Below are 23,528 nucleotides of genomic sequence, written 5' to 3'. Positions count from 1 at the left end.
AACCCGTCGCTTTTTACTTTTAAATTAATGGCGCAATTAATCCATTTTGCTTCATTCAACTACTTATTCAGACTTTTGCTTATTCAGTAGTAAGATACCTATCATTACTGCTATACAAGTTAGCAGAATCAAGTACCAAAGATTTTCAAGTCGAAGCCCTTTATCTAACATCAAACGGTATCCCCAATAAGCCGGAAAAACATGGCCGATTACTTGAAGAAAATCAGGTAGCAAACTAATTGGAAACATAATCCCCGAAAGCATAATTGAAGGCAAAAATACAAGTTGAGCTATCATGGTCAGCTTTGCCTGGTTTTTTAAAGTAAGTCCAAGAATACTTCCAATACTCAATGACACAATAATATAGATGGTGAGTGAAAGTAAGAAAATCGGAAGTTGAGTCGGTAGACTTGCTTTAAATAAAATAGGGGCAAGTAGAAGGATCACAATACAGGTCATCATCAAATGGACAAAGGCTGAGAGAAGTATGGTCACCAATCCTAAATAAATAGGGACACCATTAGCATTATAAATCTTTTTAATGTCGCTTCCATAAATTTCAACCAATGAAGGTGGCAAGCCAAGAAAGGCCCCCATTGAGACACTCATGACTATCATAGATTGTATGAGCGTGCTTCCCATTTCAGGCATAACAGAAGTAAAAATACCACCCATGATTAGAAAGAAAATAAGCGGTACAATATAGAAAGTAACCAAGAGAGATTTGCTTCGTATATCTAATTTCCACTGTAATACTAAACTATATAGAAAACAGTTCATTCTGATTCCCTCCTTGCAATTTTGATGAAATGCTGTTCCAAGGTGCCACGATCAACCTTAATATCCAATATTTGGATTTTTTTCTGCTTGCATTCATTCAATAATGAAATTAAGGTATCCTCAATATTAGTCGTTTCAAAAGACTTCACTCCCTCTTGAGTCTTTAAATAGATATAGTATCTTCTTCCAACCTTATTTGTCAGTTCTGAAGGAGTGCCACAAAAGATAATCTTTCCACTGTTCAAAATAGCAATGCGGTCACATAATGTCTCAACTTCAGCCATATCATGACTTGCCAAAATGATTGTTTTCCCTTGTGATTTGAGATTCCGTATGTGTTCGTGGAGGGATAGTCTTGCTTCAACATCAAGTCCCGCTGTCGGCTCATCGAGGAAAATAATATCGGGATTGCCGATAAGTGCAAGAGCGAGATGTAGTCTTCTTTTTTGTCCTGTGGATAATTGCAGATATTGTGATTTCTCAATTTCTTTTATTCCAAGAGCCTTCAGCATGGCATTATCAATGCTTGTCTGATTCCATTTTGCAAAGACTTTTATCGCCTCCATAGGTTTGATATGAGCTGGCAAAGAAGATGACTGCAGTTGAATTCCCATTTTGCCGTTTACAACAATAGCGCCTCCATCATATTTTCTCAGACCTTCAATACATTCAAGCGTTGTTGTTTTCCCAGCACCATTCACACCAAGTAAAGCGAAAATTTCTCCCTTTACGATTCGAAAATTAAGACCTTTTAGGACCATCTTACTTCCGTATTTTTTCTCTAATCCACGAACCTCTATTGCGTATTTCATGGCTACACCTCCTCAAAGGGATTAGTTCCAAGTCTTGAAAAATAAACTTGCAAAGCGGGCTCTAAATATGAGTTAACGATTTTTTGCTTTTCCTCCCAAGCGTTAGTAGCGGTGTCAATATTACCGACTTCCATCAACTTCGGAAGCATAGTCATATCTCCATTTGTAAACTCCATGATCAAGCTCCAGTATTCTTGTACAACTTGTTGGCATTTTTCGCTTTCAGCTGGTACCTTTTCTTTTTGGAGCTGCACAATTTCATCGCTTAGGTGATTAAATCTGTCCATAAAGTCTGATCCGCTTTTCTTGTCAAATCGACTGCGTATGCGGTCCAGCGTATCATCATCAAAGCGCTTAATTAAAGAGTATGACTCATTCTTCATCTGTAGATTAACAATAATATCAGCATACTTCTTAAAATTAACCGTTTGCATCTGTAAAACTTCTGTTTTTAACTGTTCTATTGCGGCCAAAGAATCCTTAAGTTGTTTAATATTTATACGTATAGCATCCGCCTGCTCGGTAAGAGCATTTGCGACATCATCAGGTGTTTTCAAAGAGTTCAAACGCCCCTTTATGTCCTTCAGAGAAAAACCAAGCGATTTCAAGGATATAATCTGATGAAGCATAACTAGATCTTTATCGGTATAAAGCCTACGTCCTCCCTCACTTTCTGCAGACGGGGAAAGCAATTCTTCTTTATCGTAGTATTGTAGAGTTCGGACTGTAACTCCCATTTTCTTGGCAACTTCCCCAACTGTCATAAACCCTTCTGGGATTGCTCTGAGTTTTGCCATCATTCTCACCTCCTAATATATATTATACATCATGACGTAAGGTCATGAGCAAGCGCTTTATAAAAATTATTGATTAACGATTTTTCTATCGACCTCATACAGTTAATATAATTAAAAATGCTTGTAGAAACACCTATTTTAAGGTGACAAAAAGGATTTGAAAGAGAAGTCCCAAAACAATTACTTGCATTTAGTATATCTTTTTGCTTTGTTCAATGATTGGTGCTATAATGTAGTTAAAAAGTAAAGAAAACATAGGAGATAGATGATGAATACAATGTATATTATCGTAGGATTTGTTGTTTTTTGGTTCTTGCTATTTGTTGTTTTTATGATTGCAAATGGTAATAGAAAGAAAAAAGCTGTTAGCTTTGTTAGTGATAATAGTGATAAAGCTATTGTTCATTTATACTGTTCAAAAACTAAAATTAATGGACAGAATCTTGCTGACTTTAATCCAATAACTGGAGAAAACCTAGAAAAGGTAGTTGCTTTAGTTCCAGGGAGATATACAATTGAGGGCGTTTATAAAACGACTGAGACTCGACTGAATCAAACAATCAATATCAAATCAGAAAATATCAGTATGGATCTTGACTTGGAGGCTGGGAACACCTATTCAATAGCTATGTACCTATACTCTCCTGAAGAAAGACAAGAGTATGAGAATGGCAAAACTGATGGAGTTGTTTTGAGTGTTCCGTTAACCATTGTCGTGGGTAGTGATTTCATCAAAGCATACATTATTTGCTACAAAGAAAAATGATTATCTAAGAGGCTGGGCTTAAGTTTGTTACTGGCCTCTTTTCTAATATTAAGTCAAGCTATGAGCAGGATCATTTTGTCAAGTAGGCTTGCTAATTAATCCAAATTTATGTGGGAGATAAATATTATGAAAAAGAGTACCTATAATCTATTAACTAAGATTCCTATATACGGAGTTTTATTAAAACAATCGAGTAAAGGTGAGATGAGGCTATGCAGTCCATTCCTTCAAGATTTGGCGGAAGAAGGGATTAGACCAATTGAAATTTATGAACTTCTAGAAGAGAAATATCCAGGTGAAGTGGTAACAAGAGATCGTTTTTATGAAGGTTATAATAAAATACTTGAATTAAAGTTTAAGAAGGAGATTGACAAAATTTAATGTCTTACTTTTATTTTTCAACAGTAGTACCACCTGAGAATGAGTAATAACGTAAAAATGATTAGAGTTAATAGAAACAGTTAAGATTTGAGGATGATAGATGGTTATATTGGAATTGTACCAAAATGATTTTTCTAAAGATTTAGTCGTGTTTGATTCTTTAGAGGAGGGGAAAGCCTTTGTAGCTCAAATCCCTGGATATACTTTAGAAACAGAAGATGAGTTTGAAGTTGAGTATTTTAACCCTAAACACTTGCCCGATTATATGGAAATTGTCTTCAATGGGAATATTGTCCCTTTATCTGGATTCTCATTTGAACCTGAAGAAAATGTCGAGATTATTTGGAAAGAAATTTCGAATCTATCCGAACCAAACGATAAAGTGATTGAAGGCGCTACAAAAGTGGATGCTTATGTCGTGAATAACGATGAAGTGAAAGCTTATGTCGAAGCCAGAGAAGCAAACTTCTGCAAGGCAAAAGCATTCTTAGGAAACAAAGGGTATGATGTCGATAGAAGCTTTTTCGGAAGTGAAGACGGCGAAGCGATCCTCTACAGAAAAAGCGGCACCGAAGATTGGCACTTCTTATGCCACTTAGACCCGCTGTTTGTAGAGGTTGAAGATGTCGAAGGGTATGTGAAGGAAGTGATGGAAGATATTCAATAGTCAACCAAAGTTCTTTGTGAGCGTATGCCACTGCTTGAGTAGACGGATTGAGCAGTAAAGAGAAACATCTAGCACTATCTAGCTTCTTAAGGAGAAATATCTATCATGAAAATGGAAATCGGGAAAACCTATCTTGTAAAAAAAGATATTTTTGGTTTAAAAAAAGATGAACTTTGGACTTTAGTTGATAAGGGTTATCAGGCTTATTTTGGTGAACATAATTTCGTATTTGTCAATGATGAGAAAGTGAGGGTATTTGCAGTTTTACAAGATAGTTCAGAAGAAGATATACAAATTTACCATCATCTGGATGACTATCTTGAAGAAGTTACTCACGAAAATTTCTGAAGAAGGTGAGCTGCAAATTGAAAATGCCTACTTTTAATTAAGCTTAGACCTAATTACTCAATTTTAAGTTAAGGGTTTATATTTGAAATAGAGTCTTCATAGAGACTTTTTCGTTATAAAAAAACTAGACTGAAACCACGGTGAAAACCGTCTGGTTCAGTCTTTTTTTCTGTTAATGTAGTATAATAAGGGTATAGGAATTCTATTTTTTAATAGGATTTTTCCAAGAATGAAAATTCTTCTAGAAAGAGGAGAAACATGAGGCAATCACTTGAATTTTTAAGAGAAAGAATCACCGATAAGATGCCCTTAGAGGAAATGGTAGCAATCTTTGAAGACTTGTGCCGTGAGCCTATTGAGGATGAGATGATTTTATTTGAAACAGGGACGTTTACAACTATATCTGATAAGCCAATGTTTCAACTATCCTTAGTAAGGCAAGCCCCAAATGAAGATGAAGAGTTTTATCAGGTTCACCTCGATATTTTCTATGAAGCATGTCAAGATAATGAAATATTTCATGAATCGATCTGGGATGAAGATTTAGAGGAAAATATCTTTGATTACATTAGAGCTTCAGAGGTGTTTGCCTATGCTAGAGAGCAGGAATACCAAGCGGTCAAAATTTATCTGGAAGAAACTTGAGATGGTTAGTTAAAGTAAGAAAATCTGATGACAGGAGAACAATAAATGAAAAAAATTATGGTAATCATCAATCCAACCTCTGGAGGGGAAAAAGCCTTAGATTATAAGGTTAAACTGGAAAATAAAGCTAGAGACTATTTTGAAGATGTGGAGATTAAAATTACGGAGAAAGCGCAAGACGCCACAAACTTTGCTGAAGAAGCTTCTCGTAAGCGATATGATGCTGTTCTTGTTTTTGGTGGAGATGGGACTGTCAATGAAGTAATCTCTGGTATAGCGGAAAAAGACTACATTCCTAAACTAGCGATTATCCCAGGAGGAACTGGAAATCTCATTACGAAACTATTAAAAATTAATCAAGATATTGATGGTGCCATTGACGAACTCGATTTTAATTCTACGAATAAGATTGATATCGGAAAATCAAATGGGCACTATTTCGGATACATTTTTAGTATTGGTTCACTACCAGAAGCGATTCACAATGTTGGGATAGAAGATAAAACGAAGTTTGGCATGTTTGCCTATGCGATTAATACCATGAAGTCTGTTGTTACAGATCAAGCATTTAACATTACTGTTGAGACTGAAAAAGGAAATTACATCGGCCCTGCCAGCCATGTCTTGGTTCTCCTTACAAATTATTTCGCTGACAAAAAAATCTTTGATGAAGACAAGGATGGTTATGCCAATATTTTGATTTTAAAAGATGCCTCAATCCTTACTAAATTGTCAGTTATCCCTGATTTATTAAAAGGGGATGTCGTCGTGAATGAGAATATCGAGTATATAAAAGCTCGTCATATCAAAATTTCTTCTGATTCTGAATTAGAAACAGATGTTGATGGTGACAAATCTGATGACCTACCAGTAGAAATCAAGGTGCTAGGTCAGCATATCGAGGTCTATTCTCAACCGAAAGAATAAGATTTTTAAACTTTGACAAGTCTTTTTAACGATATTTTTTAATAAAGGAAAGCCTATGAAAATTAAAAAATTAGCAACTGTTAGTCTTTGCTCAACACTTCTTTTGACCTTAGTAGCTTGTAGTCAAACTCAAAAGACTTCTGATAGTACTGCTGAAACTTCAGTGACTCAATCACAGTCGAATCAAGTTTCCTGGAAAGCAACTTATAGCAATTTGAACAATCAACTGAGTGTAGAAGAAGTTCGGAAAGCCTTGGCTGCACATTTGGATAAAGATAGTGTCGATGCATTTTTCAACCTTGTCAATGATTATAACGCAACTGTCGGTTCAGTGGGTTTAACTGGAGATTTTTCTACATTTACCAAAACAGACTATGATGTTGAAAAGATAAGCAATCTTTGGACGCCTAAAAAGGGTGATTTTGTTGGTACCAACTGTCGTATTAACAGTTATTGTTTATTAAAAAATTCTATCGAAATTCCTAAATTAGAGAAAGATGATTCTCTCTTGTTTGTCGATAATGATGCCATTGACAAAGGAAAGGTCTTTGGTGCAGAAGACAAGAATGCTTTTGATATTTTATTCTCAAGAGTCAAGACCGAAGCAACGACAGATGTCAAAGTTCATGCTGCAAAGATGGAACAATTCCTTTCTCAATTCAAGTTTAATGAAAATGCAAGAATGCTCTCCGTAGTCGTCCATGATGACTTGGATGGTCAATCCCTCTTTATTGGCCATGTCGGGATACTTGTACCAAGTGAGGACGGCTATCTCTTTGTCGAAAAGTTAACCTTTGAGGAGCCTTATCAAGCCATTAAATTTGCGACCAAGGAAGATTGTTACAAATATCTAGATACAAAATACGAAAACTATACAGGAGAAGGTCTAGCTAAACCATTTATTATGGATAATGATAAGTGGGTTCAATTTTAAGGGAGTAGACATTATGGATGCATTGTTTGGACTGATAGTCTTATTCCTAATAGGAGTATGGGCTGTTTGGGTTATCAAAGGAAACCAGCAGAGACCCAGAAAAAATGAAAGGTTTATTGGTTATATCAATCGATATGATGAAGATGGAGAACCTTATCAAGCGGAGATTTGGGAAGTCAGTGAAGATGAGGAGTAGACATATGGAATTACAAGATTTTACGAAACAAGAACAAGAAATGATTAAAAAGGGACTAACTTTCTCTAAGCTGAACGATAAAGAAACTGCTGACAAAATTATCGCGTTGATCCCTCAAGAATACATTAAGCGTATCCCGTTTTTTGTTAGAAAACATGCGATTACGCGTACGATTAAGAGAATCTCTCTTGAGTATCCGGAATTGTACGCTGTTGTTGAACAAGAAGGGCAACTTCCAGAAAAAGAAGCTCAAGAATTGCGACAAATTCTTACAGATAATTTCCAAGAAAAAATGAATAAGCATAAAATCAAGTAGGAGCGCCTAAACGCTCATCTATTTGATTATATGCTTACTAATGACTAAAGCTAACACTCCATCATTCCCACATGCTATGCTGGGCTCTGACTCCATAGCTATCAACCGAACCATCTGAATTGAACTTGGCTTCAATCCTGTACCTTTTCCAGAGATCGTAATCTGCTGTTTGGATGGTTAGGATAAAGTTGTTATCCTTATCAGAGACATTATAATCAGCAGGATTGACTTCAAAGATATCGATTAATTTTCGTGTTTGAAAATCTTGGAGCTTGAGATTTGCTAGCTTGATATGATTGATGGAAATTTCTTCTAGTTGCTTGTTATCCTTAGGTGATCTGTAATAGGTGATGATGCAGTTTTTGAGCTGATCAGTATCTTTACTTGTGGGGGTAAGGCTCATAAAGCCAAAGGTTTGATTATCCCGCTTGACTTCAAGAAGCTGACCGTAGTAAAAGTGGTCGTTTTTGGGATTGGTGATGGAGCTCTCAGCGCCTTTATCTTCGAAGCTAAAGCCTTGGTCTAAAAGCTCGGAAGCCTTGCTCTCACCGATAATGACAGTAGTATCTTGAATGGTTACTGGAACAGGTCTAGCTGGAAGGCCGCTCATCATCATGCAAAACATAAAAACATAACTCGTTAAAAAAGCTGTCCCGATAAAAGCGTTGGTTGATGCATAAACATGACTGTTATGAAAGTTTTTTCTTATAGCCAGTACAACAAATTTACCAATACTTTTTAAAACCATACTAACAATTACGATAAAAAATTGTTTTTTCAAACATTCATAAATAGCTTGAGGAAAGCTATTACCATGATAGTAGAAGACAGCCAATACGAGTAGATTTACGATTAAATAGATTAGCAAGAACCAATGAATCTCTTTAAGGGCATTAGCATCAGTGATTTCTTCATAGTCAACGTGAATTCTTCCTTGAACAGCATGGCCAAGTTTATAAATCCATTTGGGAATGTCTTTGCCTTTTTTAACCGCAACTACAAGTCTAATATAGAGATAGATAGTAAAGGATAAAGATAGAAAGAAAAGAGTATAAAAACCCAAAACAATACTAGTGAACATTACTACTTCCCCCGTTTTTCAATTGCTAGAGAACAATTTTGTTAGCTCCATTATAGCATTTTCTAGGGAAATAGAGCTAGAAATATCCGTATGATACTAACTGATTCAAAGGAGTAAAATCATGGGAATGATTGCCAATTATCAATATTTATCAGATAATGAATTAGAACAAATAAAAGGTCTTTCCAATCAAGAAGATGACTTGTTATACTTTGCTGAGGATTCCGCTGATAGTCATGATATCTTAATAGATATCGACAAAATGTGGGATGCTCTTCTCTTTGTCTTGACTGGATTTAGTAGTTCAGAATTTTTGGATGACAATCCCTTGAGAGAAGCGATTTTATGAGTGACTCCTTTAGAAGAAGTGTCTGAGTACATAGCCTATACTGAAAAAAACAAGATAGCCGAGATCGTAGAAGCTCTAGAAAGTTTTGACATGGACAGAGCTATGGCTAACTTTAGTATGGAAGCATGCAAGAAAGCTGACTTGTATCCTGATATTTGGGATTATCTTGAGGAAGAGGAAGAAATCAAGGATGATATTTTAACCTGCTTTGTCAAAATGAAAGACTTTTACAAAAAGATTCTGGAGCTCAATGGAAATGTCCTGGTCACTATTTGTTAGAAAGTTTATTAAACATTCCTAAAAGAATAAAACTGCTTGAGGTAATAAATGAACAAAGAAGATTTATTGGCATTATGGAAGGGAATAAACTGGGAAAAACATGATTCGGGGATCTATTTTCTAGGACGATATCTAAATAAAGACATAAATATTTATTTTACAGGTTACTGTGAACAGGATTTAGTCTTATTATCAGATGATTTGATGACTAGTTTATATAGAAACTTAGAACACCTTGATAAAAAAGCTCAAAAGGTTATCCATGATAATTGGCCTGATAAAGCAGTTACAGAACTGGAATTAAGGGAGTTAATCTTGGATAAAAGTGGTTCTTATGGCGAATTTGCTCTAGGTTATGATGCCGGTGTCTCTCCAGCTGGATCCCTTTATCTTTTAGTGAAATTCGACAAATATTTTCAAGCTGATAGAGAGCTTGTGTATGAAATTTACTAACTGTCTGACAATAAGAGGTTAAAATCAGGTGATGAAATGAAAGATTTATATAAAGCAATGTTAGGCTTAAATGGTATTTTCCTTATTACCATTTGTTAATCAGAATTTATCCATGTAAGAAAAGGTAGTCAGATGAATCCATATTTACAAGAATATATCACCCGGACAAGGGAATACCATGCTAAAGATGGAAATCCTTCAAGTGTTGCAGCCCTTTATGATTTGGCTGATGAATTAGCTAAGTCTGAGGATTTAGAAGCTAAAAAAGTTTTAGTTGACCTCTATGAACAATTGGGTCTCTACACTAGTGCCTATAGCTTATTTACCGAAATCTTAGATAAGCCTGATCGAAAACAGATAAAGAAACTGAGCCGTTTACAAGAAATGAGTCAGAGTCATGGCGATCGTTTTGCCCTTCCTCGTCCTCTAAGAAAAGAAGAGAAGAAGCAAAGACAGAAGCTATTACAGTCTTTACCACATTTTATCTATCATCCAGACCCGTTAGCTACAGGTTCATTTGTTGAAGGAGAAGCCAAGCTTTGTCCATCTTGTGGGAAAGAAAGCAATGTTTATTATGCTCTTAGACCCTATAGTATCGAAGAGATAGAACATCTCTGCCCAACTTGCATTGCAAACGGTCAAGCAGCTAAAAAATTCGATGCAGAATTTATCCAAGATGCCGAGTGGCAGGGTGAATTGGATCCAGAAAAGAATCAGTTGCTTTTTTGTCAGACCCCAGGCTACTCTAGTTGGCAGGGGGAATATTGGCTTTCTTGTTGCCAAGATTATTGTGCTTACTTGGGTACAGTTGGAACTCGAGAATTGAAGGCCATGGGAATCGCTGAGCAAGTCTTGGCAGACTATGAAGCGCGTGAAGAATATCAAGAGGTAGAAGACTACTTGGTCAAAGACGGGCCTATCTGTGGTTATTTGTTTAGATGTCTCCATTGTCAAAAATACCAAATCTGGGTTGATGCAGATTAAATCGAAATGTGATTAGCTATGAAAATTAAAGAGAAGACTATGGAAAAACTAGAATTATTCGAAGCAGCCTCCAAAGATTTATTTGATACTATGCAGGGATTTAAAGACAATCTATCTGTTCAATTTCCCCTATTAGATAGTGATAACTGGCAGTATGATAAGGGATCGATAAAAGTTTGTAAAGCTGATGAATCAGGATTCAAAAAAAGATGTAGGGTCGGAATCAGCTACAACTTGAAGGTCTCCCTATTAAACGAAGATGCAGAGCAAATCTGGTTACTGTTTAGAGACTGGTTCAATACTAGCAGATTGGGTCAAGTTGAAAGAAATCCTAATAATGAGGATTTGGGAAGATATGTCTTCTCAGCAAGTTCTCCTCTTGGAGATCAGGTAGATTGTTCCATTTATTTGCCTAATGAGTGGAATATCCCTCAGATTAGCTTTTCAGGCTATCTAACAGCTCGTTACAGAGCTTGTGATCTTGATAAATTGAAAGAATAAGATGGAGGTTTTTAGAGATGAGAAAGATTGATTGGGACAAGATAAAGACTCGCTTAGATGCTTTGCTAGTCATTGACGAATATCTGACAGATCCGAGTGAGGATTGGCTCAGACTCGTGATTAAGACTGAGGAAGACTATGGAGTCCGATATCTTATTGACAATGGCTCAGGTGATTCTTTAGATGTGATTTTGACTGATAAAATGATCCTTATAAAAGGCTTTGATCATGAAAGTAGTTTAAGCCAGTTTGCTGCTGATGAGTGGAATCAAGATATCATTGATAGTTTTTATAATGGACTGGATGAAAAGTATCTCTCACTTTATTCAGAAGAACAAAAAGATGAAACAACCTTCTTTATCTGGTATGACGGTCAGGCGTATCAACAGACTTACCAAGATCAGGATGGTGGAGAATGGTTGCTTTCTTACATTTTTGATAGCTTTGAGAGATTTCATGAGTTTGTGACTGACTATTATGAAATTACCGTAGATAAAGATTTACTTAGGAAACTCTACATGGATGGACAACTTTCAGACATAGAAGTAAAGCAATTAATCCAGGAGAGTTAAGAGAGTTATCATGAGAGTGAACTATAAAAATACCCCTGAAAACTATCGAGCTATGGCGGAAATAATCATCCCACCCTTGCTTGATTTACTCAAAAGTTTAACCTTGTTAGAAGAGGAAATTTTTGAGCGTAACAGAGCACTGGATAAGGAAAAAGAAGGCCTTGGCATCCCAGCAAATCAAATTCATCCCAAGTGGAATGATCTTATGGATGACTATTTTCAGAGGCAAATGCAACTTCTAACTGGACGAGTGACTCAAAATTACTTGGAAGGAGGAGTTCGAATTTCTTATAGCTCCCCAAGTGAGTATAACTATGTTAAAACGAATGATTTTTCTGTAGCTTTTATCATGACAAAAGCTGAAGAAGCAAGAGTCATCACTCATTATCAAGAAGCTTTAGAAATGAAGCATCAGTTTGTACTTAGATTGGTGGATGGAATTTGGCTACTTGATGAGAAATTTTACGGTTTTGAGGATGAGGAAACTTGGTATGGCGACTTACTTTGAGTAAGAGAGCTTTGCTTTCCAACTGATATGAAAAAAAGGAGAAGTCCTGTGAATTTTTTAAAAAATCTATTTACTAGTAAGAAAGAAAAGTCAGAGAAGAAAAAACAACTGAACTTGTCCATGCCTCTCTTCAAAGGCCAGCAAGCCTATTCTCTAGACCAGGTCGTTCAGGAATTGAAATCTCACTGGGGGCTTGAAATTTCTGAAGTTTCTGGGGATGATTCTAGTGCAACTTTTGTGATTGATGGTGCTCTCGTTGCGCTGGCTTTAATGGATTTGCCTATCCCAAGTCAAGAATTTGAAGAATTGTATGCCTATTCTTACCTCTGGCAGGATGTTGAGAAGGATACACAGGAGCACACACAGCATGCTATTGTTTCTATTTTGTCTGACAATCTTTCGCCAGTAGAAACCTATTCCCTATTAACTAAAGTCAATGCCTCTATCCTAAAAACTAGTCAATCAGCTATTGGTATTTATCAGGGGTCTGCCACCTTGCTCTTGCCCAAAGATCTTTATCTAGACCTGGCTGACCTTTTGAAAGAAGAAATGCTTCCCCTTCAACTCTGGATTTATATGGGAATTATCAACCAGGGAGATAAAACTAGTATTTACACTTATGGTTTGAAAGAATTTGGAAAAACTGAGATTGAAATTATCGAGTCTTCTATGAATAGCGATGACTTATATTATTTCCTCTTGTCTATTCTTCAGTATGTTTTAGGCATTGATGTCACCTTAAAGGACGGTGAAACCATTGGCTTTTCAGAAGATCAAAAAATCAAAATCACTGAGTCAAAAGCCGTCTATTTGGAAGGAAATTCCTTGAAATTAGATGTTTAAACTATGATTTATAATTGAGTGTCCTTCCTAGATTGGGGGTTTTATGAAGCGTGATATAAAGAAGTATTATCTCTACCGATTTCTGGTCTATAGATTTGAAAAACTCTCTTGTAAGAATGCAAGTCTAAAAAAAATAAAGCCAGAGAAGAGAGAAAAAATCGTTATAGAGGCTACTCGAACTAGTCAAAAGATTATTCTAGTTCTTGGAATTCTCTACATCCTTTTAAATTCAGCCCTCTTCATTTATCTAAGGATAAGTGATTTTCACCCACCTTTATTTACTTGGTTTACTGACTATATCGACTATTTGGGTGGACTGATAAACGGAGAATGGGGCGGTAGTTGGCGTCAAAAGAAAGCTAGTTTTTTGATGATTGCTATTATGGCTATTCCTATTGTGATCATAGAAGGTGGTCCCTTCTTCTTGCTAGTTTTATTAGTTGGGAATTGGGAATTAAAGAGAAAGATAAGATTTGAGAGAGAACATAAAGGAGTAGAGAACCATGGGTAGAACGGTGATTATAGGTACTTTAATAGTTTTTGCAATCTTTAATCTGCTGCTCGGTCTGGGCTTTTATCTCTTTCTAAAAAAGAGGAAAGAGAATGGGCAGTCATTGTACGAAACTCCTGTAAATCAACAAACTCGAACAGAAAAACTGGGGCTAGGTGAGATTTTGGTCTACCTGACACTGATTGCAATCGCGGGGATGTTTGCTTTTCAGACCTTAAATCGAGGTGGTGTGGGGAATTCTATTTTAGCTAAAATGATCCTCCTCCCAGCTATAATGGCTCTTTTCAATGCAAGAAAAAGGACTGGAAAGTCTTTACTTGCCCTCCTTATAACCTTTATGGTCTTTCTAGTAGGAGTTATGTTTCATATCACGATTGGTTTGCCACCTCAAACCCCAATTTTGCAAATTAATGAAAGTAAAATCATTTTAGCAGAAACCAAAGCAAGTGATCTGATGGAAGCTGGGTTTGATATCTATGTAAGACAAGGTGATGGTGGTAGCGACTACGAAGACCTCCTGACAGATGGCAGTTTCCAGAAGTATTCGTGCAATAAAACAGTCACTATCGAAAAAGGCTTCAGACTTGATAGCAATGCAGTCCCTTACGCTCCCTATCTCCTGGCAAAAGATGACATAGTACTGGGCAGTATTTCCTTTTACGGTGCTGAGGACCAGAATGTGGCTTTAGAAGATTCTAAGATTATTCAGCTTCGATTTAACAAGGACAGTATTGAAGAAGCAAAGAAACATTCTATCACTTTCAAGTTAGATGAACTCGACTTGACTAGTCGACTGGACCTTCCACTTGTTCAAGAAACATTCAAAAAGCATCTATGGTCAATCCCCCCATCAAATACAAGTGATGTCACTCAATTGTGGTATGGATTACAGTGGTCAAGTAACAGCGACTCTCTATTTTGGAATGAGTATTATAGTCTTATCCGTCTAGATGAAAATTATTTGATGACTGATTTTGAACTAGCTGCCAAAGTAGCGCGTGATGAGTAAATACGATTTTGAATAGTTGAGTTTGCTTATGCCTATCTAAAGGAATTAATTTATTTAGTTCCTATTTTATTATTTAAAGGCAAATTTGAAATAGTTTTCAATTTTTGGGTATAGTAAAAATACGAACAAAAATGTAAATAATTTATAAAGTTTCCCCAAAATACTTTACAAACTTTTGTAAACATGATATAGTTATAAGGCTTAGAAAATGAGATGATGTTTTCTAGTAAATATAAACCCGAGTAAAAAATGCCTACGGACAGGCAGGGTTGAATGCCGAAGCGTGGTTGAAAAGCCGCATTATTGATAGGGTTAAAAGCCTACTTTTATAAGTTGATGTTAGGACACTCGTCCTAATTCGTAAAGATTTGTTAGTGTGGTGAAAGCACACGTCATCTTGTGAAACGATCAATAAAGTACGTAATATTTGCTACTAGAGAGTTAGGAAACATCAGGAACAGACATACTCAAAAGAAACAAACATAAACACGTCAGTAGATTGTAGAGCAGGTGCCAACCTGCTCTTTTTTCATAAGTATCCTTTAGAACCTTGCATAAGGTGAAAATAACTATGATAAAGGAGTATGTCTCTAAAATGTTAAATCAAAACCAAGCTCCTATTTATGAGGGACTGGTCAAGTTACGAAAAAAAAGAATTGTACCTTTCGATGTACCTGGTCATAAGCGTGGCCGTGGGAATCCAGAGTTGGTTGAACTTCTGGGTGAGAAATGTGTTGGGATCGATGTCAATTCTATGAAGCCCTTGGATAATCTAGGACATCCCATTTCGATTATCAGAGAAGCGGAAGAGCTAGCAGCAGAAGCATTTGGTGCTGCTCATGCCTTTCTAATGATTGGTGGGACAACCTCATCCGTGCAAACCATGATTCTTTCCACCTGTAAATCCGGTGATAAAATCATCCTTCCTCGAAATGTTCATAAGTCAGCCATCAATGCTCTAGTTTTATGTGGTGCTATTCCTATCTATATCGAGATGAGTGTGGATCCAAAAATCGGTATTGCTTTGGGGCTTGAAAATGAGCGTGTTGCCCAAGCGATTAAGGAACATCCGGATGCCAAGGCTATCCTAATAAACAATCCAACCTATTATGGGATTTGTTCAGACCTTAAGGGGTTAACAGAGATGGCTCACGCCGCAGGAATGAAAGTCTTAGTAGACGAGGCGCACGGTGCTCATCTGCACTTTACAGATAAACTTCCTCTATCCGCTATGGATGCAGGAGCAGATATGTCAGCTGTATCTATGCATAAGTCCGGTGGTAGCTTGACTCAAAGCTCTCTTCTTTTAGTTGGCGATCAGATGAATCCTGAGTACGTACGTCAGATTATTAACCTGACACAGTCAACATCAGCATCTTACTTGCTAATGGCTAGTCTCGATGTTTCTCGTAGAAACCTTGCCCTTCGTGGGAAAGAGTCGTTTGAGAAAGTTATTGAGTTATCTGAGTATGCTCGTCGTGAAATCAATGCCATCGGTGGCTATTACGCCTATTCAAAAGAGTTAGTAGACGGAGTGTCCGTTTGTGATTTTGACGTGACTAAGTTGTCCGTCTACACTCAGGGAATCGGTCTAACAGGGATTGAAGTTTATGATCTCTTACGGGATGAATATGACATTCAGATTGAGTTTGGTGATATCGGGAATATCTTGGCCTACATTTCGATTGGTGACCGTATCCAAGACATTGAACGTTTGGTTGGTGCTTTGGCTGATATCAAGAGACTATACTCACGAGATGGGAAGGACTTAATCGCTGGAGAATATATCCAGCCAGAGTTGGTGCTATCTCCTCAGGAAGCCTTCTATTCAGAGAGAAGAAGCTTAACCTTGGACGAGTCCGTTGGACAAGTCTGTGGGGAATTTGTCATGTGTTACCCTCCTGGGATTCCAATCCTAGCGCCAGGTGAACGCATTACAAGAGAAATTGTGGATTATATCCAATTCGCCAAGGAACGTGGTTGTTCCCTCCAAGGTACGGAAGATCCAGAGGTCAATCATATCAATGTCATTGAAAGAAAGGAGAACTAGATGGATTTATGGTTTTCTGAAGTTCATACTCCAGATGTGAAATTATCATTGAGAACAGCCAAACAGCTGTATTCTGGTCAAAGTGAATGGCAGGATATAGAAGTATTGGATACACCAGCTTTTGGAAAGATTTTGATTTTAAATGGCCATGTTTTATTCTCAGATGCGGATGATTTCGTCTACAACGAAATGACAGTTCACGTTCCTATGGCTGTCCATCCCAATCCAAAGAAAGTCTTGGTTATTGGGGGTGGTGACGGTGGTGTTGCCCAAGTATTAACACTCTATCCAGAATTGGAACAAATCGATATTGTAGAACCAGATGAGATGCTGGTTGAGGTTTGTCGAGAATATTTTCCAGACTTTGCTGCAGGACTTGATGACCCTCGCGTCACCATTTACTACCAAAATGGACTGAGATTTTTGAGAAACTGTGAAGATGATTACGACATCATCATCAACGATGCGACAGATCCATTTGGCCATACGGAAGGGCTCTTTACCAAGGAATTTTACGGCAATAGCTATAGAGCCTTGAAAGAAGACGGAATCATGATCTATCAGCATGGTAGTCCCTTCTTTGACGAAGATGAGTCTGCTTGCCGTAGTATGCACCGCAAGGTCAATCAAGCCTTTCCAATCAGCAGGGTTTACCAAGCACATATCCCAACTAGTCCTGCTGGCTATTGGTTGTTTGGATTTGCATCGAAAAAATATCACCCTGTCAAAGATTTTGACAAGGAAGGCTGGAAAAAACGCCAGCTTTTCACAGAATATTACACTGCAAACTTACATGTGGGTGCCTTTATGTTGCCTAAGTATGTAGAAGACATTTTAGAAGAAGAGGAAGGAAAAAAATGAGTCGTTTATTAGTTATTGGATGTGGGGGAGTTGCCCAAGTTGCTATTTCAAAGATTTGCCAAGATAGCGAAACGTTTAAAGAAATTATGATTGCTAGCCGTACAAAGTCAAAATGTGATGACTTGAAGGCTAAATTAGAAGGCAAAACAAATACTAAGATTGAGACAGCTGCTCTTGATGCTGACAAGGTAGAAGAAGTCATTGCCTTGATTGAAAGTTACAAACCAGAAGCTGTTTTGAACGTAGCTTTACCATACCAAGATTTGACCATTATGGACGCTTGCTTAGCAACGGGAGTTCACTATATCGACACAGCCAACTATGAGGCTGAGGACACAGAAGATCCTGAATGGCGTGCTATTTATGAGAAACGTTGTAAGGAACTTGGTTTTACAGCCTACTTTGACTACTCATGGCAATGGGCTTATCAAGAAAAATTCAAGGAAGCAGGCCTGACTGCCTTGCTTGGTTCTGGTTTTGACCCAGGTGTAACCAGCGTCTTTTCAGCTTATGCACTCAAACATTACTTTGACGAAATCCACTATATCGATATTTTAGACTGTAATGGTGGTGACCACGGTTATCCATTTGCAACAAACTTCAACCCAGAAATCAATCTACGTGAGGTTTCTGCACCAGGTTCTTACTGGGAAGACGGAAAATGGGTAGAAGTCGAAGCTATGTCTATCAAACGCGAGTATGATTTCCCTCAAGTTGGACAAAAAGACATGTACCTTCTTCACCATGAAGAAATCGAATCATTAGCAAAGAATATTCCAGGTGTCAAACGCATTCGCTTCTTTATGACTTTTGGTCAATCTTATCTAACGCATATGAAATGCTTGGAAAACGTTGGTCTCCTTCGTACAGATGCTATTAATTTTAACGGACAAGAAATCGTACCAATCCAATTCTTGAAAGCCTTGCTTCCAGATCCTGCAAGCCTTGGCCCACGTACTGTTGGTAAAACTAATATTGGATGTATCTTTACAGGTGTCAAAGATGGCGTTGAAAAGACAATCTATATTTACAATGTTTGCGACCATCAGGAGTGCTATGCAGAGGTTGGTTCACAAGCCATTTCTTACACAACAGGTGTTCCAGCCATGATTGGGACAAAATTAGTGATGGATGGTACTTGGAAACAACCAGGAGTTTATAACCTTGAAGAGTTGGATCCAGACCCATTCATGGAAGCTTTAAATAAATACGGTTTGCCATGGGTTGTGGTAGAAAACCCACAAATGGTGGACTAATGAAGCTAGAACAAGTACCAACGCCAGCCTATGTCATTGATTTAGCAAAACTAGAAGAAAATTGTAGCATTCTGCAACAGGTTCAGGAAAAAACCGGCTGTAAGGTTCTACTAGCTCAAAAGGCTTATTCTCTCTATAAAACCTATCCTTTGATTAGCCAGTATCTATCAGGTACGACAGCTAGTGGACTCTATGAAGCGAAGTTAGCTAGAGAAGAATTCCTAGGGGAAGTCCATGTATTTGCGCCTGCTTTCAAGGAATCAGATATGGAAGAGCTACTGCAAATATCGGATCATATTGTTTTTAACTCAGAGAGACAACTACGAAAATATGGTCAACATTGTCGCGAAGTTGGTATCAGTGTGGGTCTTCGCATCAATCCTCAATGTTCAACGCAGGGTGACCACGCGCTTTATGACCCTTGTGCTCCTGGCTCTCGTTTTGGAGTAACTTTGGATAAGATACCAAGTGATTTATTGGATTTGGTTGACGGACTTCATTTTCATACCCTCTGTGAGCAAGGGGCAGATGATTTACAAACGACTTTGAAAGCAGTAGAAGAGCAGTTTGGAGCTTATTTGCACCAAGTTAAATGGCTCAATATGGGTGGTGGTCATCATATTACGAGAGATGACTATGATGTGGACTTACTGATTTCTGAGATTAAACGCATTCGAGAAACTTATAACCTTGACGTCTATGTCGAACCAGGTGAAGCTATTGCCCTTAATGCGGGCTATCTAGCGACAGAAGTCTTGGATATTGTTGAAAACGGGATTGAGACCTTGGTGCTAGATGCCTCAGCAAGCTGCCATATGCCAGATGTTCTTGAGATGCCTTATCGCCCCCCATTGAGAGATGGATTTGAAGCGCAAGAAAAACCTTATACTTATAGACTCTCTTCAAATACTTGCCTGACAGGGGATATCATTGGGGATTACAGCTTCGAAAAACCGATTGAAATCGGCGATCGCCTCTATTTTGAAGACATGGCTATTTACTCATTTGTCAAAAATAATACCTTTAATGGCATTGGGCTTCCAAGTTTGTATCTCATGGATAAAGAGGGTGAGTGCAGTCTAGTCAAAGCCTTTGGCTACCAAGACTTTAAGGAGAGATTATCATGATGGACAGTCCAAAGAAATTAGGTTATCGTATGCCTGCAGAGTATGAACCCCATCATGGAACTCTCATGATATGGCCAACTCGACCCGGATCTTGGCCTTTTCAAGGAAAGGCTGCAAAACAAGCATTTAGCCAGATTATCAAAACCATTGCCCAAGGGGAAACAGTCTACCTTTTAGTAGACCAGGATTATCTATCTGAAGCGCAATCCTATCTAGGAGACAAGGTTGTCTATTTAGATATTCCGACAAATGATGCCTGGGCTCGTGATACAGGTCCAACTATTCTCCTCAATGATCAAAGGGAAAAGTTGGCGGTAGATTGGTCTTTCAATGCCTGGGGTGGTGCTGTTGACGGTCTCTACCAAGACTATGAAGCAGATGACCAAGTAGCCAGTCGCTTTGCAGAAATCTTAGATATACCTGTTTATGATGCCAAACCTTTTGTACTGGAAGGCGGAGCTATACACAGTGACGGCCAAGGAACGATTCTTGTTACAGAAAGCTGCTTGCTCAGTCCTGGTCGTAATCCTCACCTGACTAAAGAAGAGATTGAAAAAACCTTACTAGAGAGCCTTGGTGCCGAAAAAGTCATTTGGTTGCCTTATGGTATTTATCAAGACGAGACAAATGAACACGTCGACAATGTTGCAGCCTTTGTTGGTCCTGCAGAGCTTGTTTTAGCTTGGACGGACGACCAAGATGATCCTCAGTATGCCATGTCTGTAGCAGATCTAGCTCTTTTAGAGAAGGAAACCGATGCAAAAGGCCGTAGTTTCACTATTCATAAACTTCCAATCCCAGCTATTCATCAAGTAGTTACAGAGGAAGATTTGCCGGGCTATACTTATGAAGAAGGCGAAGAAGAGCGTTATGCAGGTGAAAGACTAGCAGCTTCCTATGTGAATTTTTACATTGCTAATAAGTCTGTATTAGTGCCGCAATTTCAGGACGTAAACGATCAAGTGGCCTTGGATATTCTGAGCCAGTGTTTTCCAGACCGTGAAGTTGTCGGAATTCCTGCAAGAGATATTCTTTTAGGTGGTGGAAATATCCACTGTATTACCCAACAAATTCCAGAATAGGAGAAAAAGATGAGAAATGTAACGGTTGCAGCTATTCAGATGCAATGCGCTAAGGATGTGGAAACCAATATCCAAACAGCTGAACGTTTAGTTCGACAAGCTGTAGACAAAGGAGCCCAAATTATTCTCTTGCCTGAATTATTTGAACGTCCCTATTTCTGTCAGGAACGTCAGTATGACTACTACCAGTATGCCCAGTCGGTGACAGAAAATACGGCTATTCAGCATTTTAAAGTGATTGCCAAGGAACTAAAGGTCGTTTTACCGATCAGTTTCTATGAAAAAGATTGTAATGTCTTATACAATTCTATTGCTGTCATTGATGCGGATGGAGAGGTATTAGGAGTTTATCGTAAAACTCATATCCCAGATGACCATTATTATCAGGAGAAATTCTTTTTCACACCTGGAAACACAGGCTTCAAGGTCTGGGCCACTCGCTATGCCAAGATTGGTATCGGGATCTGTTGGGACCAATGGTTCCCTGAAACTGCCCGTTGTCTTGCGTTAAATGGTGCGGAATTACTCTTTTATCCAACTGCCATTGGATCAGAGCCGATTTTGGATACAGATAGTTGTGGTCATTGGCAACGTACCATGCAAGGACATGCAGCAGCAAATATTGTGCCAGTTATCGCAGCCAATCGTTATGGTTTAGAAGAAGTCACTCCTTGTGAAGAAAATGGAGGACAAAGTTCCAGTCTTAACTTCTACGGTTCGTCCTTCATGACCGATGAAACCGGAGCTATTCTAGAGCAAGCTGAAAGACAAGCTGAAGCTGTTCTGTTAGCTACTTATGACCTAGACAAGGGAGCAAGCGAGCGCCTAAATTGGGGCTTGTTTAGAGACAGAAGACCAGACATGTATAAAGATATTGTTAGATGATAAAAAGCCTACTATAGGCTTTTTATTTATATACTATATTAATTTTTGATAAAGTATTAGAAATCTGATAAAATAGGGTATAAGAAGTTTTAAAAATTTAAATGACAGTTTTTTAAAATTGAAACATTTTGAGAGGTAAAATATGATTACAGGCGAATTAAAGAATAAGATTGATCAGCTATGGGAAATGTTATGGACAGAGGGAAATGCGAATCCTTTGACCAACATTGAGCAATTGACTTATCTTTTATTTATGAAGGATTTGGACAGAGTTGAACTTGGACGAGAAAATGATGCTGAATTTCTAGGTATTCCCTATGAGGGAATTTTCCCAAAAGATAAACCCGAATATCGTTGGTCAACCTTTAAGAACTTAGGAGATGCGCAAGAAGTTTATCGCCTGATGTCACAAGAGATTTTTCCATTTATTAAGAATCTGAAGGGGGATACTGACGATACAGCTTTTTCACGTTATATGAGGGATGCTATTTTTCAAATCAATAAACCTGCTACCTTACAAAAAGCGATAGCTGCTCTGGATGAGTTACCTACGGATATAAAAGATATTGGAGACATTTACGAGTATCTATTGTCAAAATTATCTCAGGCAGGGGCAAATGGTCAATTTCGTACTCCTCGTCATATCATTGATATGATGGTTGAGCTCATGCAACCGACAATTAAAGATATTATTTCAGATCCTGCCATGGGGTCTGCAGGATTTTTAGTTTCTGCAAGTCGCTACCTAGATCGAAGAAAAGAAGAGTGGCAAACAAATATTGACAGTGTAAAGCATTTCCACAATACTATGTTTCATGGGAATGATACGGATACGACAATGTTGAGACTTGGTGCTATGAACATGATGCTCCATGGAGTTGAGAATCCACAAATTAGCTATCTAGACTCGCTTTCTCAAGATAATAAAGAAGCTGATAAATATACTCTAGTTTTAGCGAATCCACCTTTCAAAGGATCTCTTGATTATGATTCAACCTCTGGTGATTTGTTGGCTACGATAAAGACTAAGAAGACAGAGTTGCTTTTCCTTGCCCTTTTCTTACGCACTTTGAAGCCAGGTGGACGTGCAGCTGTTATTGTACCGGACGGTGTCCTCTTTGGTTCCTCTAAAGCTCATAAAGGGATTCGTCAGGAAATCGTTGAGCACCATAAACTAGATGCAGTTATTTCAATGCCAAGTGGTGTTTTCAAGCCCTATGCAGGGGTTTCAACCGCTATCCTTATCTTCACTAAGACTGGAAATGGTGGAACGGATAAGGTTTGGTTTTACGATATGAAAGCAGACGGTCTGAGTTTAGATGATAAACGCCAGTCTATCAACGAAAATGATATTCCAGATATTATTCAACGATACCATCAATTAGATAAAGAAGTAGAACGTAAGAGAACAGACCAGTCCTTCTTTGTTCCAGTTGATGAGATTAAGGAAAATGATTTTGATTTGTCCATCAATAAATACAAAGAAATCGAGTATGAAAAAGTTGAGTATGAACCAACAGAAGTCATCTTAAAGAAAATCAATGAACTAGAAAAAGAAATTCAAGCTGGCTTAGCAGAGTTAGAAGAATTACTAAAGTAGGGAGATGA

Annotated in this window: 28 protein-coding genes and 1 pseudogene; 25 read left to right on the top strand and 4 right to left on the bottom strand. The window is 37.9% G+C overall.

Features of this window, described 5'->3' with window-relative positions; translation table 11 throughout:
* Nucleotides 1-63 precede the first annotated feature (63 nt).
* The 3 genes from QM923_RS03045 to QM923_RS03035 are packed head-to-tail and all read right to left on the bottom strand — an operon-like array spanning nucleotide 64 to nucleotide 2,392.
* Nucleotides 64-780, bottom strand: a complete 717-nt coding sequence (locus QM923_RS03045; protein WP_414290838.1) for an ABC transporter permease — start codon at nucleotides 778-780, stop codon at nucleotides 64-66.
* Nucleotides 777-1,592: an ABC transporter ATP-binding protein gene (locus QM923_RS03040; RefSeq protein WP_414290837.1), complete on the bottom strand. Its 816-nt coding sequence runs from the start codon at nucleotides 1,590-1,592 to the stop codon at nucleotides 777-779. The genes QM923_RS03045 and QM923_RS03040 overlap by 4 nt, the downstream gene beginning before the upstream one ends.
* A gap of 2 nt (nucleotides 1,593-1,594) precedes the next feature.
* The gene (locus QM923_RS03035) at nucleotides 1,595-2,392 is read right to left on the bottom strand and encodes a MerR family transcriptional regulator (RefSeq protein ID WP_414290836.1); all 798 of its coding nucleotides are present in this window, start codon (nucleotides 2,390-2,392) and stop codon (nucleotides 1,595-1,597) included.
* A gap of 265 nt (nucleotides 2,393-2,657) precedes the next feature.
* Here QM923_RS03035 and QM923_RS03030 point away from each other — a divergent pair, with 265 nt between their 5' ends.
* From QM923_RS03030 to QM923_RS02990, 9 genes are all read left to right on the top strand, one after another.
* Nucleotides 2,658-3,155 carry a hypothetical protein gene (locus QM923_RS03030; RefSeq protein ID WP_414290835.1) on the top strand — a complete coding sequence of 166 codons (498 nt, stop codon included), beginning with the start codon at nucleotides 2,658-2,660 and terminating at the stop codon, nucleotides 3,153-3,155.
* Between the two features lie 126 nt (nucleotides 3,156-3,281).
* Entirely contained in the window at nucleotides 3,282-3,536 is a 255-nt protein-coding gene (locus QM923_RS03025; RefSeq protein WP_414274681.1) for a hypothetical protein, read from the top strand.
* Nucleotides 3,537-3,636: 100 nt separating this feature from the next.
* Complete coding sequence (locus QM923_RS03020; protein ID WP_414290834.1) at nucleotides 3,637-4,203, top strand: hypothetical protein; 567 nt, start codon at nucleotides 3,637-3,639, stop codon at nucleotides 4,201-4,203.
* 105 nt (nucleotides 4,204-4,308) lie between these two features.
* Nucleotides 4,309-4,551 carry a phosphohydrolase gene (locus tag QM923_RS03015; protein ID WP_414290833.1) on the top strand — a complete coding sequence of 81 codons (243 nt, stop codon included), beginning with the start codon at nucleotides 4,309-4,311 and terminating at the stop codon, nucleotides 4,549-4,551.
* Nucleotides 4,552-4,809: 258 nt separating this feature from the next.
* Nucleotides 4,810-5,196 (top strand): hypothetical protein, encoded by a 387-nt coding sequence (locus QM923_RS03010; RefSeq protein ID WP_414290832.1) that lies wholly within the window; start codon nucleotides 4,810-4,812, stop codon nucleotides 5,194-5,196.
* A 45-nt stretch (nucleotides 5,197-5,241) separates the two neighbouring features.
* Entirely contained in the window at nucleotides 5,242-6,123 is an 882-nt protein-coding gene (locus QM923_RS03005; protein ID WP_414290831.1) for a diacylglycerol/lipid kinase family protein, read from the top strand.
* Between the two features lie 55 nt (nucleotides 6,124-6,178).
* The gene (locus QM923_RS03000) at nucleotides 6,179-7,057 is read left to right on the top strand and encodes a DUF4300 family protein (RefSeq protein WP_414290830.1); all 879 of its coding nucleotides are present in this window, start codon (nucleotides 6,179-6,181) and stop codon (nucleotides 7,055-7,057) included.
* A 13-nt stretch (nucleotides 7,058-7,070) separates the two neighbouring features.
* A complete protein-coding gene (locus QM923_RS02995; protein ID WP_004252868.1) occupies nucleotides 7,071-7,253 on the top strand; it encodes a hypothetical protein in 183 nt (60 codons plus the stop codon).
* 4 nt (nucleotides 7,254-7,257) lie between these two features.
* Entirely contained in the window at nucleotides 7,258-7,569 is a 312-nt protein-coding gene (locus QM923_RS02990) for a hypothetical protein (RefSeq protein ID WP_414290829.1), read from the top strand.
* Nucleotides 7,570-7,630: 61 nt separating this feature from the next.
* On the opposite strand, the gene QM923_RS02985 is transcribed toward QM923_RS02990, so the two are convergent.
* Nucleotides 7,631-8,650: a hypothetical protein gene (locus QM923_RS02985; RefSeq protein ID WP_414290828.1), complete on the bottom strand. Its 1,020-nt coding sequence runs from the start codon at nucleotides 8,648-8,650 to the stop codon at nucleotides 7,631-7,633.
* Between the two features lie 121 nt (nucleotides 8,651-8,771).
* Here QM923_RS02985 and QM923_RS02980 point away from each other — a divergent pair.
* The 16 genes and pseudogenes from QM923_RS02980 (at nucleotide 8,772) to QM923_RS02905 (ending at nucleotide 23,520) form a co-directional block, all read left to right on the top strand.
* A pseudogene (locus QM923_RS02980) lies at nucleotides 8,772-9,278 on the top strand (YfbM family protein).
* A gap of 48 nt (nucleotides 9,279-9,326) precedes the next feature.
* Nucleotides 9,327-9,731 (top strand): hypothetical protein, encoded by a 405-nt coding sequence (locus QM923_RS02975; RefSeq protein ID WP_414290827.1) that lies wholly within the window; start codon nucleotides 9,327-9,329, stop codon nucleotides 9,729-9,731.
* 132 nt (nucleotides 9,732-9,863) lie between these two features.
* A complete protein-coding gene (locus QM923_RS02970; RefSeq protein WP_414290826.1) occupies nucleotides 9,864-10,715 on the top strand; it encodes a CbrC family protein in 852 nt (283 codons plus the stop codon).
* A gap of 18 nt (nucleotides 10,716-10,733) precedes the next feature.
* The gene (locus QM923_RS02965) at nucleotides 10,734-11,216 is read left to right on the top strand and encodes a hypothetical protein (RefSeq protein ID WP_414290825.1); all 483 of its coding nucleotides are present in this window, start codon (nucleotides 10,734-10,736) and stop codon (nucleotides 11,214-11,216) included.
* A gap of 17 nt (nucleotides 11,217-11,233) precedes the next feature.
* Complete coding sequence (locus tag QM923_RS02960; protein WP_414290824.1) at nucleotides 11,234-11,788, top strand: hypothetical protein; 555 nt, start codon at nucleotides 11,234-11,236, stop codon at nucleotides 11,786-11,788.
* A gap of 10 nt (nucleotides 11,789-11,798) precedes the next feature.
* Nucleotides 11,799-12,296 (top strand): hypothetical protein, encoded by a 498-nt coding sequence (locus tag QM923_RS02955; RefSeq protein ID WP_414290823.1) that lies wholly within the window; start codon nucleotides 11,799-11,801, stop codon nucleotides 12,294-12,296.
* A gap of 48 nt (nucleotides 12,297-12,344) precedes the next feature.
* Entirely contained in the window at nucleotides 12,345-13,139 is a 795-nt protein-coding gene (locus QM923_RS02950; RefSeq protein ID WP_414290822.1) for a DUF4261 domain-containing protein, read from the top strand.
* 43 nt (nucleotides 13,140-13,182) lie between these two features.
* Nucleotides 13,183-13,650, top strand: a complete 468-nt coding sequence (locus QM923_RS02945) for a hypothetical protein (RefSeq protein WP_414290821.1) — start codon at nucleotides 13,183-13,185, stop codon at nucleotides 13,648-13,650.
* Entirely contained in the window at nucleotides 13,643-14,659 is a 1,017-nt protein-coding gene (locus QM923_RS02940) for a hypothetical protein (protein ID WP_414290820.1), read from the top strand. Before QM923_RS02945 ends, QM923_RS02940 begins: the two co-directional genes overlap by 8 nt.
* Nucleotides 14,660-15,254: 595 nt before the next feature.
* Nucleotides 15,255-16,709, top strand: a complete 1,455-nt coding sequence (locus tag QM923_RS02935) for an aminotransferase class I/II-fold pyridoxal phosphate-dependent enzyme (protein WP_414290819.1) — start codon at nucleotides 15,255-15,257, stop codon at nucleotides 16,707-16,709.
* Nucleotides 16,710-17,570 carry a polyamine aminopropyltransferase gene (speE, locus tag QM923_RS02930; protein WP_178895034.1) on the top strand — a complete coding sequence of 287 codons (861 nt, stop codon included), beginning with the start codon at nucleotides 16,710-16,712 and terminating at the stop codon, nucleotides 17,568-17,570.
* The gene (locus tag QM923_RS02925) at nucleotides 17,567-18,826 is read left to right on the top strand and encodes a saccharopine dehydrogenase family protein (RefSeq protein ID WP_074325005.1); all 1,260 of its coding nucleotides are present in this window, start codon (nucleotides 17,567-17,569) and stop codon (nucleotides 18,824-18,826) included. The genes speE and QM923_RS02925 overlap by 4 nt, the downstream gene beginning before the upstream one ends.
* Nucleotides 18,826-19,953 carry a carboxynorspermidine decarboxylase gene (nspC, locus tag QM923_RS02920; RefSeq protein ID WP_414290818.1) on the top strand — a complete coding sequence of 376 codons (1,128 nt, stop codon included), beginning with the start codon at nucleotides 18,826-18,828 and terminating at the stop codon, nucleotides 19,951-19,953. Before QM923_RS02925 ends, nspC begins: the two co-directional genes overlap by 1 nt.
* Nucleotides 19,950-21,035: an agmatine deiminase gene (gene aguA, locus QM923_RS02915; RefSeq protein ID WP_414290817.1), complete on the top strand. Its 1,086-nt coding sequence runs from the start codon at nucleotides 19,950-19,952 to the stop codon at nucleotides 21,033-21,035. The genes nspC and aguA overlap by 4 nt, the downstream gene beginning before the upstream one ends.
* Nucleotides 21,036-21,044: 9 nt before the next feature.
* Nucleotides 21,045-21,920 carry an N-carbamoylputrescine amidase gene (aguB, locus tag QM923_RS02910; protein WP_414290816.1) on the top strand — a complete coding sequence of 292 codons (876 nt, stop codon included), beginning with the start codon at nucleotides 21,045-21,047 and terminating at the stop codon, nucleotides 21,918-21,920.
* Nucleotides 21,921-22,062: 142 nt separating this feature from the next.
* On the top strand, nucleotides 22,063-23,520 hold the full coding sequence (locus tag QM923_RS02905) for a type I restriction-modification system subunit M (RefSeq protein ID WP_414290815.1): 1,458 nt from the start codon (nucleotides 22,063-22,065) through the stop codon (nucleotides 23,518-23,520).
* The last annotated feature ends 8 nt before the right edge of the window (nucleotides 23,521-23,528 follow it).

The organism is Streptococcus infantis (assembly GCF_047463275.1).
Classification (GTDB): domain Bacteria; phylum Bacillota; class Bacilli; order Lactobacillales; family Streptococcaceae; genus Streptococcus; species Streptococcus infantis_AF.
The sequence above is the reverse complement of the archived record's forward strand: the minus strand, read 5'-3'. Positions and strand labels throughout refer to the sequence as shown.